Origin of the sequence: Microbacterium koreense, from assembly GCF_042677105.1 — a bacterium.
GTDB lineage: Bacteria > Actinomycetota > Actinomycetes > Actinomycetales > Microbacteriaceae > Microbacterium > Microbacterium koreense.
Window position 1 is genome coordinate 2,004,841 of sequence record NZ_JBHTIM010000001.1, and the last position, 15,795, is coordinate 2,020,635.

General features: G+C 66.9%; 13 protein-coding genes. 7 read left to right on the forward strand and 6 right to left on the reverse strand.

Going from position 1 to position 15,795, the window contains the following annotated elements; translation table 11 throughout:
* Positions 1–52 precede the first annotated feature (52 nt).
* Together lpdA and ACFQZV_RS09400 are read right to left on the reverse strand one after the other, a co-directional pair.
* Entirely contained in the window at positions 53–1,426 is a 1,374-nt protein-coding gene (lpdA, locus tag ACFQZV_RS09395) for a dihydrolipoyl dehydrogenase (RefSeq protein ID WP_378751921.1), read from the reverse strand.
* Positions 1,423–2,892 (reverse strand): leucyl aminopeptidase, encoded by a 1,470-nt coding sequence (locus ACFQZV_RS09400; RefSeq protein WP_378751923.1) that lies wholly within the window; start codon positions 2,890–2,892, stop codon positions 1,423–1,425. The genes lpdA and ACFQZV_RS09400 overlap by 4 nt, the downstream gene beginning before the upstream one ends.
* A gap of 82 nt (positions 2,893–2,974) precedes the next feature.
* Between ACFQZV_RS09400 and ACFQZV_RS09405 the strand changes: the two genes are divergently transcribed.
* The 4 genes from ACFQZV_RS09405 (at position 2,975) to ACFQZV_RS09420 (ending at position 7,550) form a co-directional block, all read left to right on the forward strand.
* Entirely contained in the window at positions 2,975–3,889 is a 915-nt protein-coding gene (locus ACFQZV_RS09405; RefSeq protein WP_378751925.1) for a proteasome assembly chaperone family protein, read from the forward strand.
* 240 nt (positions 3,890–4,129) lie between these two features.
* Positions 4,130–5,494, forward strand: a complete 1,365-nt coding sequence (locus tag ACFQZV_RS09410) for an RNA polymerase sigma factor (RefSeq protein WP_378751927.1) — start codon at positions 4,130–4,132, stop codon at positions 5,492–5,494.
* Positions 5,491–6,798 (forward strand): MurT ligase domain-containing protein, encoded by a 1,308-nt coding sequence (locus ACFQZV_RS09415; protein ID WP_378751929.1) that lies wholly within the window; start codon positions 5,491–5,493, stop codon positions 6,796–6,798. The genes ACFQZV_RS09410 and ACFQZV_RS09415 overlap by 4 nt, the downstream gene beginning before the upstream one ends.
* Positions 6,795–7,550 carry a glutamine amidotransferase gene (locus ACFQZV_RS09420; RefSeq protein ID WP_378751931.1) on the forward strand — a complete coding sequence of 252 codons (756 nt, stop codon included), beginning with the start codon at positions 6,795–6,797 and terminating at the stop codon, positions 7,548–7,550. The genes ACFQZV_RS09415 and ACFQZV_RS09420 overlap by 4 nt, the downstream gene beginning before the upstream one ends.
* A 29-nt stretch (positions 7,551–7,579) precedes the next feature.
* On the opposite strand, the gene ACFQZV_RS09425 is transcribed toward ACFQZV_RS09420, so the two are convergent.
* A complete protein-coding gene (locus ACFQZV_RS09425) occupies positions 7,580–7,804 on the reverse strand; it encodes a DUF7455 domain-containing protein (protein WP_378751933.1) in 225 nt (74 codons plus the stop codon).
* A 169-nt stretch (positions 7,805–7,973) separates the two neighbouring features.
* Here ACFQZV_RS09425 and ACFQZV_RS09430 point away from each other — a divergent pair, with 169 nt between their 5' ends.
* On the forward strand, positions 7,974–10,052 hold the full coding sequence (locus ACFQZV_RS09430; RefSeq protein ID WP_378751935.1) for a DNA gyrase/topoisomerase IV subunit B: 2,079 nt from the start codon (positions 7,974–7,976) through the stop codon (positions 10,050–10,052).
* Positions 10,053–10,072: 20 nt separating this feature from the next.
* Here the strand turns inward: ACFQZV_RS09430 and ACFQZV_RS09435 are convergent, their stop codons facing one another.
* A complete protein-coding gene (locus ACFQZV_RS09435; protein WP_378751937.1) occupies positions 10,073–12,523 on the reverse strand; it encodes a DNA gyrase/topoisomerase IV subunit A in 2,451 nt (816 codons plus the stop codon).
* Between the two features lie 68 nt (positions 12,524–12,591).
* On the opposite strand from ACFQZV_RS09435, the gene ACFQZV_RS09440 reads away from it, so the two are divergent.
* Positions 12,592–13,719 carry an alkaline phosphatase family protein gene (locus tag ACFQZV_RS09440; protein ID WP_378751939.1) on the forward strand — a complete coding sequence of 376 codons (1,128 nt, stop codon included), beginning with the start codon at positions 12,592–12,594 and terminating at the stop codon, positions 13,717–13,719.
* Here ACFQZV_RS09440 and sepH read toward each other — a convergent pair.
* Positions 13,716–14,744, reverse strand: a complete 1,029-nt coding sequence (sepH, locus tag ACFQZV_RS09445; RefSeq protein WP_378751941.1) for a septation protein SepH — start codon at positions 14,742–14,744, stop codon at positions 13,716–13,718. The genes ACFQZV_RS09440 and sepH overlap by 4 nt on opposite strands.
* A gap of 212 nt (positions 14,745–14,956) precedes the next feature.
* Here sepH and ACFQZV_RS09450 point away from each other — a divergent pair, with 212 nt between their 5' ends.
* Positions 14,957–15,250 carry a DUF4193 domain-containing protein gene (locus ACFQZV_RS09450; RefSeq protein WP_378751943.1) on the forward strand — a complete coding sequence of 98 codons (294 nt, stop codon included), beginning with the start codon at positions 14,957–14,959 and terminating at the stop codon, positions 15,248–15,250.
* 51 nt (positions 15,251–15,301) lie between these two features.
* On the opposite strand, the gene ACFQZV_RS09455 is transcribed toward ACFQZV_RS09450, so the two are convergent.
* Positions 15,302–15,781, reverse strand: coding sequence for a DUF3093 domain-containing protein (locus ACFQZV_RS09455; RefSeq protein ID WP_378751946.1), 480 nt, complete (start codon positions 15,779–15,781; stop codon positions 15,302–15,304).
* Between the last annotated feature and the right edge of the window lie 14 nt (positions 15,782–15,795).

Sequence of the window (15,795 nt, forward strand, 5' to 3'; positions counted from 1 at the left end):
TCCTTCGGATGACGATGTTTGTCTAGCTTAGTGACCGACCGCAACGGTCGGCTCAGAGGGCGTGCAGTGGTTTGCCGGCGAGTGCGAGGAACGCCTCTCCCAGCGCCTCGCTCTGTGTCGGATGGGCGTGGATGAACGGGGCGATGTCTTCGGGGTGGGCTTCCCACCCGACGGCGAGCTGCCCTTCTGTGATCAACTCTCCGACACGGTCGCCGACGAGGTGCACGCCGATGATCGGCCCCTCGGCGTGGCGGACGACTTTGACCAATCCGCCTGTGCCGATGATCTCGCTCTTTCCGTTTCCGGCGAGGTTGTACTCATAGGTGACGACCGCGTCCTGGCCGTGCGCTTCGCGGGCCTGAGCTTCGGTCAGGCCGACGGAGGCGACTTCAGGGTGTGAATACGTCACCTTCGGGATCTGTGTATCGGGGATGACGACAGGGGAGAGCCCGGCGATCTCCTCGGCGACGAAGATCCCGTGCTGGAAACCACGGTGCGCCAACTGGAGCCCCGGAACGATGTCTCCGACCGCCCACACATGATCGACTCCGGTGCGCAGGCGGTCGTCGGTCACGACGAAGCCGCGCTCGATCGTGAGCCCGGTTGCTTCGAACCCCACGTCCGAAGTCGCAGGACCACGTCCGACGGCGACCAGAAGGTAATCGGCTTCGAACGAGGTGCCGTCCTCGAGCATCACGGTCACCGCATCCGATGTCTGCGTCGCCGACGCGAAACGCACGCCGAGCGAGGAGGTGATTCCCCGCCGCCGGAACGCGCGCTCGAGGGCCTTGCTCATTGCGACTTCTTCGTTCGGCACGAGATGGTCCAGTGCCTCGACAATCGTCACCTCGACCCCGAAGGAGCGCCAGACGCTGGCGAACTCGACGCCGATGACGCCGCCACCGAGGATCACCACGCGTGCGGGAATCTCCTCGAGCGCGAGAGCCTGCTCGCTGGTCAGGATGCGCCCGCCGATCTCGAGCCCCGGGAGAGACCTGCTGTATGAGCCCGTGGCGAGGATGACGTCGGTCCCGCGATAGAGGTCGTCGCCGACTCGCACCGCCGGCCCCGCCTCGAGCGCGCCGCGTCCTTCGACGACGGTGATGCCGCGGGCGGCGATGAGTCCCTGGAGGCCTTTGTACTTCTTGGCAACGATGTTCTCGCGGTAGCGTGTGACGCCTTCGGGGTCGACGCCGTCGAATGTAGCGTGCACGCCGACGTCGGCTGCGGAGCGCACGGAATCGGCGACCTCACCGGCGTGCAGAAGGGCCTTCGTCGGAATGCAACCGCGGTGCAGACACGTGCCGCCGACCTTGTCCTTCTCGATGAGAGCGACGGACTTGCCGAGTTCGGCGGCGCGCAACGCGGCGGCGTATCCACCGCTCCCGCCGCCGAGGACGACGATGTCGAAGGTGTGCTCGCTCAACGTGACTCCTTCGACGCGATGAAACGGATCAGTGATCGAACGGCCGCCGCCGTCGGGCCCTTGTCGGTATAGCCGAATCCGCCGCCTTTGTTCATGCCGACTCCGGCGATGTCAAGATGCACCCACGGGATCCGCGGGGCATCTGCTTCGTCGGATGTTCGGCCGACGAAGTGGCGAAGAAAGAGTCCCGCGAACATCGAGCCGCCGGCGGGGTCACCGACCTTCGCGTTCTGCATGTCGGCGATCGGCGAGTCGAGGTCCTCGATCATGTGCGCGGGCAACGGGAGCTGCCATGCCAATTCGCCGACCTCTTGCGCGGCGGCGAGGTAATCGGCGACCGCGTCGTCGTCTCCCATCACCCCGGTGTGCCGCGTGCCGAGGGCAACGGTGATCGCTCCGGTCAGGGTGGCGACGTCGACGATCACGTCGGGGTTTTCACGGCTGGCCGCGACGAGACCGTCGGCGAGGACCAGGCGACCCTCAGCGTCGGTGTTGGTGACCTCGACGGTCGTGCCGTCGAGCATCCGCAGAACGTCACCTGGCCGGGTGGCGCGGCCTGAGGGCATGTTCTCGGCGATGCACAACCACGCGCTCACCCGTACCGGCAAGGCCATGGTTGCGGCGGCGCGCAGTACCGCGAGAGCTGTTGCGGCGCCGCACATGTCGTACTTCATTCCGGCCATCGACGCCGGGGGTTTGAGCGAGAGGCCGCCCGTGTCGAACGTGATCCCCTTGCCGACGAGGGCGACGTGGGTAGATGCGCCGTCTGGCGCGTAATCCAGGCGGACGAGCCGCGGCGGGCGGTCGGAACCGTGACCGACGCCGAGGATGCCGCCATAGCCACCGGCGGCGAGATCGTCCTCGTCGAGCACCTCGACGCGGACACCCAGACCTTCGACGGACGCCTGTGCGCGCTCGGCGAAGTCCGACGGCCCGAACCACTCCGCCGGGATCGACACGAGGTCTTTGACCAGCGCCGCCGCGTCCGCGATGGCGGTCGCATCAGCCAGAGCGCCCTCGTCGACGGCCGCGGTGCCGTGGATCACGACGCGTGTGGCGCGGGGCGACGGCTTCTCGGTCTTGTAGCCGTCGAACCGATACCCACCGAGTGCGGCTCCTTCAGCGGCCGCCGGCCAGAGCTCGGCATCCGCGAGCGGCGCAGTGACGGCCACGGATTCGAAGCCGGTGAGCGTGCGGACCCCGGCGCCGACCGCGTTGCGGAGGGCTGCAGCGTCCGGCGTCTTTCCCGTTCCGACCACGGCGAGGGGTCGGGTGGTGGAATCGGGCACGTACACCCGCAACATGGTTCCGATCGCGCCGGTGAATCCAACGGCTTCGAGGGCCGCGCCCAGACCCGGCCATCCCGGGAGATCGTCGGTTTCGAGAGGGGGCAGTGCCAGCAGGATCGCTTCGGCGTCGGTGTCGAAGACGGAATCGGTTGTGTACTCGAGGTCGGGGAACGACATGTCTCCATCCTACGGATGAGGTGTTCGCTGTGAGCGGCATCGACGCGACCTCCGTGTCGGTCCCGGCTCGTAGCATGGAGCTATGGCCTCTCACCTCTTCGAGCGATCGGTCTCGGCGCCGCCCGTGCCCCGCGGGTTGCCACTGGTGATCGCGCTGACGGGTTTCACGGATGCCGGGAGTGCCGTCGGCCAGGTCGTCGATCATTTCCGGGGCGAACTCCAACCGACGCCGCTGGTGGTGTTCTCGAATGACGCGCTGCTGGACTATCGGGCGCGGCGTCCGATCGTCGCCTTCGAGAAGGATCATCTGACCGACTACCGGCCTCCTCGTCTCGAACTGTCGCTGGCCCACGACACGCTGGGGCAACCCTTCCTGCTGTTGTCCGGGTATGAGCCCGATTTCGCCTGGGAGTCGTTCACGCGCGCGGTGGTCGACTTCGCCGAAGAGCTCGCCGCGGCGACGGTGACCTGGGTCCACGCGATCCCGATGCCCGTGCCGCACACGCGTCCGATCGGAACGACCGTCAGTGGGACACGGCCCGAGCTCACCGAGGCCCACTCAGTCTGGCAACCCCACACGCAGGTGCCGGCGACGGTCGGCCATCTCCTCGAGTTCCGCTTCGCCGAGACCGGAGCGGACGTGGCGGGATTCGTCCTGCTCGTCCCTCACTATCTCGGTGACACCGAGTACCCGGCCGCGGCGTTGGCGGCGATGGACAGTCTCACCGTGGCGACCGGTCTCGTGTTCGCAGGCGACGCTTTGCGTGACGAGAACCGCGCATACCTCGAGAAGGTGTCGGAGCAAGTCTCGGCCAGTGAAGAACTGTCGCGCATGCTCGAGGGTCTCGAAGAGCGATATGACGCCTACATGGCCGGCTCCACACACGCGACCCCGATCATCCACAGCGGTGATCTTCCGAGCGCCGACGAACTGGCGGCTGAGCTCGAACGCTTCCTGGCTTCGCGTCCGGCAGGTGACGACGAGAAGCGCGGCTGAACGGGTCGCCTCCGCTCGGCAAGAGCGATCTGGGAATCTCTCATGCCTCGTCGGCGTTGCATTGACCGGACGTGATAGGCGTACAGTCCGGGCCCGTTGCTGGCGCAACGGGATGATTGTGCGATACTGGACACCTTGACCCATTGTCAACCGATCCTGAAGGCTCGGGACTTGACAAGGGTCTTACTAGTGTCCGAAATACCCGGCGCCGTGAACGGCGACCCCGGTGGAAGGCGAAACGTGACCCCAGGCACGAACACGAAGACCCGCACGAAGGACACCGCGGCGGAAGAAACGACCGTCGACGGCGCGGCTGACGCGACGACGGCGAAGAAGGCACCAGCCAAGAAGAAGGCTCCCGCCAAGAAGCCTGCGGCCAAGACCACCGCTGCCAAGAGCACCGCGGCGACGGCACCCGCGCGGGCCAAGGCCGCGCCGAAGAAGGCCTCGAAGAAGACGGACGATCTCGACGACGACGAAGAGGTGGATGTCGTCGACAACGCGGACGAAGGCACCTCGGCGCCTGCCGTCACGAAGGGCGGCGCCAAGGGCGACGCGTCCGACGACGATGACGATGACACCAAGGACGCCAAGGCGGAGAAGTTCACCGAGCCGCTGCCGACCGGCGCGATCGTCATCACGTCGAACGACGAAGATGATGTCCCGATCTACTCGACGCAGATCACCGGCGCGACCGCCGACCCCGTCAAGGATTATCTGAAGCAGATCGGCAAGGTCCCGCTTCTGAACGCCGCCGAAGAGGTCGAATTGGCGATGAGGATCGAAGCCGGTCTGTTCGCCGAAGAGAAGCTGTCGCAGATGGCGCCGGCGGAGAAGTCGTCGCAGCTGGGCCTTGACCTTCAATGGGTCGCGCGTGACGGACAGCGGGCCAAGTCCCACCTCCTCGGCGCGAACCTGCGCCTGGTCGTCTCGTTGGCGAAGCGCTACACCGGGCGAGGCATGCAGTTCCTCGACCTCATCCAGGAGGGCAACCTCGGCCTGATCCGCGCCGTCGAGAAGTTCGACTACACCAAGGGCTTCAAGTTCTCGACCTACGCCACATGGTGGATCCGGCAGGCGATCACCCGAGCGATGGCCGATCAGGCGCGCACCATCCGCATCCCCGTGCACATGGTCGAGGTGATCAACAAGCTCGCACGTGTGCAGCGACAGATGCTTCAGGATCTCGGTCGCGAACCCACGCCCGAAGAGCTGAGCCGCGAGCTGGACATGACGCCCGAGAAGGTCGTCGAGGTCCAGAAGTACGGCCGGGAGCCCATCTCGCTCCACACACCGCTCGGTGAGGACGGCGACAGCGAGTTCGGCGATCTCATCGAAGACACCGAGGCCGTGGTGCCGGCCGATGCCGTGGGCTTCACGATGCTCCAGCGCCAGCTCGAGTCGTTGCTCGACTCGCTCTCGGAGCGTGAGGCCGGGGTCATTCGGATGCGCTTCGGTCTCGGCGACGGGCAGCCGAAGACGCTCGACCAGATCGGTGACACGTTCGGTGTGACCCGTGAGCGGATCCGACAGATCGAGTCCAAGACGATGGCGAAGCTGCGGCATCCGTCGCGGTCGCAGTCGTTGCGGGACTACCTCGAGTGACGGACGCGAAGGGCAGCGGTCTCCGCTATGTGCCGGCCGTGCTGGCCGGCAAGGCGGCACGTTTCGCAACGCGCCTGCGCGGCGGAGGTTCGGCGTTCCCTGGCTATGTAGCGAACCGGCTGGCACCGTCCTTGCTGAGCACTCTGGCCAGTCAGTTCCCCTACGGCGTCGTCTTCGTCCTCGGGTCGAACGGCAAGACCACAACGACGCACATGATCAGCGAGGTCCTTCGAGCGCACGGTCTGCGGGTGTTCACCAACCCCACCGGAGCGAACCTGCCACAGGGGGTCACGAGCGCCCTCCTGGCCGAGGCGACGCTCACCGGCAAGGTTCGTGCCGATGTCGCCGTGCTCGAGGTCGACGAGGGGTTCGCCGCTGAACTCGCCGACATCCTCAGTCCTCGCGTCATCGTCGCACTCAACGTGCAGGTCGACCAGCTCTACCGGTTCTATGAGACCGAACGCGTGGCCGACATGATGCTCGACGCGGCGCGACGTGCGTCGGTGCGGGTCGTGGTCAACCGCGACGACCCTTACCTGAGTAAGATCGACGAAGAGACGCTGCGCGCACCCGTGTCGTTCTTCGGTGCCTCCGCTGAGATCGTCGGAGCCTCCGCGCACGGACTCGCGAACGCCGTGGACACCCGCAGCGGCGAGACCGGTGTGCGTGAGCGTGTCGCCGAGAGCGAGGTCGTCGAAGTCGCCGGGCGACGCGTGGAGATCGTTTCGGCGGGGGAGCGCCTCGCAGTGACCCTTCCGGCCCGGGGGCTTCACTACGCCGTCGACGCCGCAGCGGCGGTGAGCGTCGCCCGCCATGTGATGGGGGAGGAGTTCGATGCCGATGCCACCGGGCGCGGGTTCGCATCGATGACCCCCGCATACGGTCGTGGTGAGCTCGTCCCGCTCCGCAAGGATCCCACCGGCGAGCAGGTCGAGTTCGTCATGTTCAAGAACGGTCCGAGCCTTCAGCTGAACGTCGACGCCCTCGAAGGTGCCCCGGAACGTCTATTGATGGCGATCGACGAAGGAACGCCCGACGTCTCGTGGCTGTACGACGTGGACCTCTCGACGTTCGATCACGTAGACGTCGTCACCGGTGAGAAGGCCCACCAGATCGCGACGCGCCTGGCCTATGCCGGCATCCGCGTCGACGTCGTCGAACCCGACATGGACAAGGCCGTCGCGATCATGCGGTCGTTCCCGCAGACGCGGGACGCGCGTCAGATCTGGTTCGTGAACTATGAACTCATGATGATCGGACGCCGCATACTCGGATACGGAGACCAGGAGGTGGCACGTCGATGAGCGCGATCCACATCGTCCAGCTGTATCCCGACCTCCTCGGTGTGACCGGCGACAAGGGAAACGTCGACGTCCTGGCGACACGGGCCCAACTCGCCGGCGTAGACGCGACGATCACGCGGGCCTCAGTGGGCGACACCGCCGCAGGCCGCGCCGATGTCATCGTCATCGGCAATGGACCGCTCTCGGCGATGCGCGCGGTCTGCGACGACCTTTCCGCACGCCGTGCGTGGCTCGAAGAGCAGCATTCCGACGGTGCACAGATCTTCGCCGTCGGAGGCGGCGCTGAACTGCTCAGCCGGGGGGTGGACCTCGTCGACGGCGGATCGCTGGAAGGCCTCGGGATGATCCCCGCGCGCGTGGCGCGCACTCGCGAGCGTCGGGTCGGCTATCTCGTGGCCGAGACCCCCGACGGAGTTCTCGTCGGTTTCGAAGATCACGCGTCGCTGTGGCGCATCGATGCCGATTCCGATCTCGCGATGCGGTACGGCCGGGTGCGCGCAGGGCACGGCAGCGTGGCCGGGGGCTTCGAGACGATCGTCACGGACGGGATCCACGCGACCAACGTGCAGGGTCCTGTCCTGCCGCTGAATCCCTGGTTGGCGGATCGTCTTCTCACCCGTGCCGCAACGAGGGTCGGCCTCACCTATGCACCCGGGGCCGCTCACGCGGCGATCGACGTCAACGCCGATGCCGCACGTGCAGACATCGAGCGCCTCGCCACCGAAAAGCACTTCACCGCGATACAGCTGTGACAGCCGTACCGCGGTGAAGTGAAGTCAGATCAGCGCGCCTCGTCGAGCCGCGCAGTCTCGTCGTGCCAGGAGGTCGCTACGGCGCGCAGCTTCTCCTCGTACTTGCGTCCGTGGTGCGCGCAGAACAGGAGCTCACTGCCGTTGACGTCGGCGGCGATGTAGGCCTGGGCTCCGCAGGAATCGCAGCGATCCATGGCGGTCAGGCGGTACTCGAGGACGGCGGTGTTCTCGGCGGGGGTCGATAGCGTGTTCATCTCGGTGCCTCCTCGGGTAGTGGGTTCGACCGTCAGGTCTAGAAATACAACCACGCACCACTGGCGTGAATGCCTGATTCCTCGGCGAGTTCGCTCTCCGCGTACGCCCTCCTCACGTTGCCGTGTGTCTCGCGGGGCGTGTCCGACCCGCCGATTAGGCTTGAGGATCGTGACCGCCGAGTACTCCGCCCACCACCTACAAGTGCTCGAAGGCTTGGAGGCCGTCCGCAAGCGCCCGGGCATGTACATCGGGTCGACGGACTCCCGCGGGCTCATGCACTGTCTGTGGGAGATCATCGACAACTCCGTCGATGAGGCTCTCGGCGGCTACGGCGACCGGATCGAGATCGTGCTGCACCGCGATGGCAGCGTCGAAGTGCGCGATCGCGCGCGCGGCATCCCCGTCGACGTCGAGCCTCGTACGGGTCTGTCAGGCGTCGAGGTGGTCTTCACCAAACTGCACGCGGGCGGCAAGTTCGGCGGTGGGTCGTACGCGGCGTCCGGAGGTCTCCACGGCGTGGGCGCATCCGTCGTCAACGCACTGTCGGAGCGACTCGATGTCGAGGTGGACCGCGGAGGCAAGACGTATGCGATGTCGTTCCACCGGGGTGAGCCCGGCGTCTTCGCCGGGCCAGAGCCCACTTCGGCGTTCTCACCCTTCGAGAAGAGTTCGGAGCTGCGTGTCACCGGACGTGCCCCGAAAGGCGCGACCGGCACCCGCATCCGCTACTGGGCCGACCAACAGATCTTCACGAAAGATGCCGCGTTCTCGCTCGAAGAACTCGAGCAGCGTGCACGCCAGACCGCCTTCCTCGTACCCGGACTCGAGCTCGTCATCCGCGATGAACGTGCCGGCGACGATACCGAGATCAATGAGGCGAGCTTCCGCTACGACGGCGGCATCTCGGAATTCGCCGAGTACCTCGCGACCGATCCGGCCATCACCGACACCTGGCGACTGAGCGGCGACGGAACGTTCACCGAAACGGTGCCGGTACTCCAGGAGTCCGGCGCGATGGTGCCGACCGAGGTGGAGCGCACCTGCCATGTCGACATCGCGCTGCGCTGGGGCACCGGGTACGAGACGAAGCAGCGCTCCTTCGTCAACATCATCGCCACGCCCAAGGGGGGCACCCATCAGGCCGGGTTCGAGGCCGGGCTCATGAAGACGATCCGTGCGCAGGTCGAGCAGAACGCACGCCGCCTCAAGGTCGGCAACGACAAGCTCGACAAAGACGACATCCTCGCCGGTCTCACCGCGGTGCTCACGGTGCGCCTACCCGAACCGCAGTTCGAAGGGCAGACCAAAGAGGTGTTGGGCACACCGGCGGTGCGCCAGATCGTCACGAATGTCGTCAATCGCGAGCTCGGCGCGCGGTTCTCGTCGACCAAGCGCGATGACAAGTCGCAGACGGCCCTGCTCCTGGAGAAAGTCGTCTCGGAGATGAAGGCGCGGATCTCCGCCCGCACCCACAAAGAGACACAGCGACGCAAGAATGCGCTGGAGTCGTCATCTCTTCCGACGAAGCTGGCCGACTGTCGGACGAGCGATGTGAACGCCACCGAACTTTTCATCGTCGAGGGAGATTCGGCGCTGGGTACGGCCAAGCTCGCACGCAACAGCGAGTACCAAGCTCTCTTGCCGATCCGCGGCAAGATCCTGAACGTGCAGAAGGCGTCTATCGCCGACATGCTCGGCAATGCCGAGTGCGCGGCGATCATCCAGGTGATCGGCGCAGGTTCCGGTCGCTCGTTCGATCTCGATCTCGCGCGCTATGGCAAGGTCATCCTGATGAGCGATGCCGACGTCGACGGGGCGCACATCCGTACCCTCTTGTTGACGTTGTTCTTCCGATACATGCGACCGCTCATCGAAGCCGGGCGCGTCTTCGCCGCAGTGCCGCCCCTCCACCGCGTCGTGGTCATGAATCCGGGCTCCAAACCGAACGACGTGATCTACACCTATTCCGAGAAAGAGCTGCACGGGCTCCTGTCCAAGCTGAGCAAGGCCGGAAAGCGTTGGCAGGAGCCCATTCAGCGGTACAAGGGCCTTGGTGAGATGGATGCCGATCAGCTCGCCACGACGACGATGGATCGTGCCGGACGAACGTTGCGGCGCGTGCGCATGGAGGATGCCGAGGCTGCGGCATCCGTGTTCGAGCTGTTGATGGGCAACGAGGTCGCTCCGCGCAAGGAGTTCATCATCGATGCCAGCGCCCGTCTGGATCGCGAACGCATCGACGCCTGATCCCGGGTCCGGGACGTCCGTCAACGGATGGCAGCACCCACCGCGCCGACCACACCGTCCAGTGGCGTGCCCGACCCATCGCGCCGCGCCCCACCGGCGGGGAGGGCGCGCACGGCACCGTCCGGCCCCACTGCCCGCGGGTCCGATCCGACCCACGCGAGCGTGAGAGCGTCCTCGCCTCGGAGGAATCTCTGGGCCCGCACACCGCCGGTCGCACGTCCTTTGGCGGGGTACTCGTCGAAAGACGACACCTTCGCCGCGCCGGCGTCGGTCCCGGCCAGGGCCCCAGTGCTCCCCGAGACCGTCACGACCTCGACACCGGTCGCTTCCGCCTCCACGACATCGAACGCGATCACCTGGGATCCGTCCGCGACGCGGATGCCGGCCATGCCGCCGGCGGCGCGTCCCTGCGGGCGGACGGCCGCTGCCGGGAACCGCAGTAGCTGCGCGTCCGATGTGACGAACACGACCTCGCTGTCATCCGCAGCGGGGGCAGCCCCGACGACCTGATCCCCGGGCTTGAGCGAAATGATCTCGATCTCGGGTTTTGCGGCGATCTCGCTGGCGAGAACGCGTTTGACCACGCCGTGCGCGGTGCCCAGCGCGATCGGAGGCTCGTCGGTGAGCGGCACCAGGCCGACGACGTGTTCACCCGCTGCCAGCGTCAGATACTGATCGACTCGAGTCCCGGCCGAGAGCTGCACGGAGTTCGAAGGCACAGAGGGCAGGTCGACCGGCGAGAACCGCACGAGGCGTCCGGCGGACGTGACAGCACCCACATCACCGCGCGTGGTGGTGTCGACGACCGAACGCACCGCATCGTGTTTCGACCGCCGTGTCGGAGCGACGATCTGTCCGTCCTCGCCGAGTTCGGCCCGCACCATGCGTCCCGTGGCCGACAAAAAGACCCGGCAGGGTGCGTCGGCGATCTGCAAGTCGGCGGCGTTCGCCTTGGCGCGCGATCGCGACGCCACCGGCCCGCCGTTGAGCAGAAGCGTCCGTCGCGGGCTGCCGTAGGTGTCGGCGGCCGCATCCAACTCGCGCGCCACCTGTGCCCGCACGAGGGCGTCGCTGCCCAGTAGCTCCTCGAGCGCGGCGATCTCGGACTTCAGCGTGTCACGTTCGGCTTCGAGCTCGATGCGCGAGAACTTCGTGAGCCGACGCAGTCGCAGCTCCAGGATGTACTCCGCCTGCAGCTGAGAGAGGTCGAAGACCTCCTGGAGTCGGGTACGCGCCTGCTCGCCGTCGTCAGACGAACGGATGACCTGGATGACCTCATCGATGTCGAGGATCGCGATGAGCAGACCCTCGACCAGGTGCAGGCGTTCCTTCTTGCGATCAAGCCGATAGCGGCTGCGGCGTGTGATGACGCTGATGCGGTGGTCCAGATAGACCCGCAGCAGCTCCTTGAGCCCCAGAGTCTGAGGTTGTCCCTCGACCAGTGCGACGCTGTTGATGGAGAACGAGTCCTCCAGCGGGGTCAAGCGGTAGAGCTGCTCGAGCACCGCCTGCGCGTCGAAGCCGGTCTTGATTCCGATCACGAGACGGAGTCCGTGGTGGCGGTCGGTCAGATCATTGACGTCCGAAATGCCCTGCAGCTTCTTCGACTGCACCGCATCCTTGATCTTCTCGATGATCCGTTCGGGGCCGACGAGGTACGGAAGCTCGGTCACGACGATGCCGGTGCGCCGCGGGCCCAGGGATTCGATCGAGACCTTCGCGCGGGTTCGGAAGCTGCCGCGCCCCGTCGTGTACGCGTCTTTGATCCCGTCCAGGCCCACGATGATCCCGCCGGCGGGCAGATCGGGGCCGGGAACGAACTCCATGAGCTGCTCGACCGTGGCGTCGGGATTGTCCAGGAGGAAGATCGCGGCGCCGACGACCTCGATGAGGTTGTGGGGCGCCATGTTCGTGGCCATGCCGACCGCGATGCCGGTCGTGCCGTTCACGAGCAGGTTCGGGAAGGCTGCGGGCAGGACGGCAGGCTGCTGGAACTGCCCGTCATAGTTCGGGATGAAATCGACGACGTCCTCATCGAGGTTCTCCGTCAGCGCCAGCGCGGGCGGCGCGAGCCGCGCCTCGGTGTATCGCGCGGCGGCGGGACCGTCATCGAGCGAGCCGAAGTTTCCGTGGCCGTCCACGAGCGGGACACGCAGCGAGAAGGGCTGGGCAAGTCGAACGAGCGCGTCGTAGATGGGTGCATCGCCGTGCGGGTGGAGCTTTCCCATCACCTCGCCGACGACCCGCGCGCTCTTGACGTGGCCCCTGTCGGGGCGCAACCCCATATCGGCCATCTGGTACAGGATGCGGCGTTGCACAGGTTTCAAGCCGTCGCGGGCATCGGGCAACGCGCGAGAGTAGATCACGGAATAGGCGTACTCGAGGAACGAGCCCTGCATCTCCGTCGAGACGTCGACGTCTTCGATGCGGCCTTCTTCGATCGGCTCGGAGGGGGTGCGTGTGGCGGGCATGGCGCGGAGAACCTCGGGTCGCAGCGGTCCGGGTGGAGGTCTCCCGCACGTATGCGAGACTGACCCCGATGCCTGCCAGCCTACCCGCGGACCCGCCGCACGCCCGGAGCCTCACCGATGTCGTGCCCCAGACATTGGCCGCGATCGAGGGAGCATCCGAATGGTTCGCCCCAGCTTCGAGCGTCGTCCTGTTCGTGGTCGATGGGCTCGGTGCGTCGAATCTCGCTGCGCGTGCGGGCCACGCACGCTTCCTGTCAGCCGCGGGTGGCAAGAAGGACGTGGCACGTACGGTGTTTCCGTCGACGACCGCGACGGCGCTCACGGGATTGCTCACAGGGGCGGATGCCGGACAGCATGGCATCGTCGGGTACCGCGCGAGGGTGCCCGGCACCGATCACATCGCCAATCAGCTTCGCGGGTGGGAGACCGACGGGCTGCCGGCGACGTGGCAGCGAGCGCCCCGTCTGACCGCTCGCGGCGATGTTCCGTTCTTCGTCGTCTCCAAATCGGAGTACGAGCGAACCGGCTTCACCGCGTCGACCATGGGCGGGGCGGACTTCGTCGGCGAGGACGACCTGCAACGCCGTGTCGAGCGGGCGGCCGATCTCGCTGCGTCCCATCCCGGTTCGTTCGTCTATGTGTATGCGAATGACCTCGATGCGGTCGGTCACCGGCGCGGATGGCAGTCGGACGAGTGGATCGCCGCCTTGGAGGATGTCGATGCCGCCGCGCGACGCCTCGTTTCGCATGCTACGCCGGGCACGGGCGTCGTCCTCACCGCCGACCACGGCATGGTCGACGTGCCACGTCACCGACAGGTGCTGATCGACGACGCTTCGCCGCTCGTCGAGGGGGTTCGCCTGGTCGGCGGGGAGCCGCGCATGTTGCACCTGTACACGGAGCCGGGGGCGGCGTCCGGCGTGCACACGGCGTGGATGGATGCCGAAGGGCACCGTTCATGGGTTCTGACCCGTGAGGACGCGGTCGCTGCGGGACTGTTCGGGGAGCACGTCGACGCCGAAGTGCTCCCGCGAATCGGCGACGTGCTCGTGGCCGCGCGGGCGGGGATTGCGTACTACGACGACCGCGTTGCCGACAAGTCTGCCCAACGGATGGTGGGGCAGCACGGGTCACTCACGCCTGAGGAGCGCGTCGTTCCGCTGATTCGCCTCGGCGCGTTCGCGCCGGCGCGTTAATCGTCGCCGCGCGCCCCGAAGACGATTTCGTCCCACGACGGCATCGAGGTGCGTCCCTTTCGGCGACCGCCTTCCGCGGTCGCGGCCGACGAGTCGGGTTCGTCGGGCACGTCGTCTTCGGCCTTCTGGTCGGCGTCGTCGTAGCCCGGCTCGAGGGCGTCGAACAATGCGACGGGTGCGTGTGCCCGCTCCGGATCGTCCTCGTCGGCGCCCGGTAGCGGCTCGCGCTGCCCGCGGCGGCGACGCAGGGCCTCGAGAAGATCCGCGGTCTCGGCCGATGTGGCGGGGATGTCGCTCGAACGCTTGATGGCGGCGTCCTGGACCGCCGGGCTCGTCGGTTCTGGCACCTCGGGCGCGTCGATGTCGCCACCCTTGCGCGGGCCGAACGCGCCGCTGTCGAAACGCGAGTCATCCTTCATGGGATTCGTGTCCAGCGCGCGCAGTCGGGGGATGAGGCCTTCCGGCAACGAGCCCTGGCGCGAGAGCTGAATCGCGTCGTTGTTCAGCGGCGAAAGGACGCTTCGACGGGGGTCGAAGCTCCACCGCGCGTCGTGGTCGACTTCTCCCGCCGTGAATTCGAGCTTCACGATCCAGCCGGATTGTTCCTTCCAACTGCTCCACCGCTCGCCTGAGGCCGACGCCTCGGCGAGCTTCGCCCGCACCGCCGCGCCGAACGTCGGGTTTGCCTCTCCCGCGAAGTCGCCGCCGAGCAGGACCGGCACCGCGAGTGCCTGACCGACGATGTGCTCACGCTCGGCGAGCACGGGGCCCTCGAACCTCGCGACATCCTCGATGCGCGCACCCAGCAACGTCGCCACCTCTTGGGTCGACAGTCCGGCGCGGATGTGCGTCTGGATTTCGCGCGGACTCGGCCGCGGCGCGCGCGTGTCCGGCTCGCGATCGCGTTTCGCGCGCCGCAACTCGGCTCGCAAGGCCTCATCCAGCGGCAGCGCGAACCGGTCGCCCGACTCGGTGGCCAGGACGATCACGTCGTCCTCGGTTCCGATGACTTTGAGCTGCTCCATGCGAGGCGCCCTCCGATCCAGATCTGCTGGGCCCATCGTGTCACGCGGCTTCGGTATCGGCCGGAATATTCCGCGCGCGCCGTCAGTTTCACGGGGTGCGCGACGACCGCCCGACGACCGCCATTTGCGAAACGCGAACCCGTCGTGCAAACTATGGCCCGCCCATAGGGAACAGGCACCCCCAGCAATCCCGGAAGTAGAGACACGCACGCATGGCAACCGACTACGACGCCCCCCGCAAGTCCGAGGACGACAGCGAGTCGATCGAGGCGCTCAAGGAGCGCGTTCCCGACAAGCTCTCCGGGGCGGTCGACGTCGAAGACGCGGACAACCCATCGGGCTTCGAACTGCCGGGCGCCGATCTTTCGGACATCGAGCTCGACGTCGTCGTCCTCCCCGCGCAGGAAGACGAGTTCACCTGCATGAGCTGCTTCTTGGTGAAGCACCGTTCGCAGGTGCACCACGAGGATGCCATGGGGTACATCTGCGCGGAGTGCTCCGTCTGATCCGGATCTGACGACTGCCGAAGGCGAACGCGTTCGCGCGTTCGCCTTCGTTCACGGCGCGGAGGTGCGCGTGCGCTTCAGGGCCGACGCCAGACGGTCCGGAGTGCGCGTCGAGATCACCCACACCGGCGCTGGGTCGTCGGGGTCGAGGATCGGAACCACCACGACACCGTCGATGCCGCCACGGATCACGTGCCAGGAACGCGGATCCAGACCGGAACCGCGGGCGTGACGCGCCTGCTCCCCGCGCAGTTCGACGGGATCACCCGTGAGGTCCACCGGTATTCGGGCACGTCCGGCACGCAGCATCCCACGTTCGACGCCCACGACGGGTGAACCGAACACGAGCGCCAGCACCACCGCAACGGCAACGGCAGCCCCGGCGATCAACGCGAGGGTCGTGTCGATCGGCGCGAAGACGAGCGCCGCCATCGGCCCGCAGACGGCAGCCGCCGCGAGGACCCACAGGGACGGGCTCAGCCGTTCGCGGTAGCGGACGGCCGAAGACGTCGCGGTGTTCGTCGATGCCATCTGCATTACCCTCA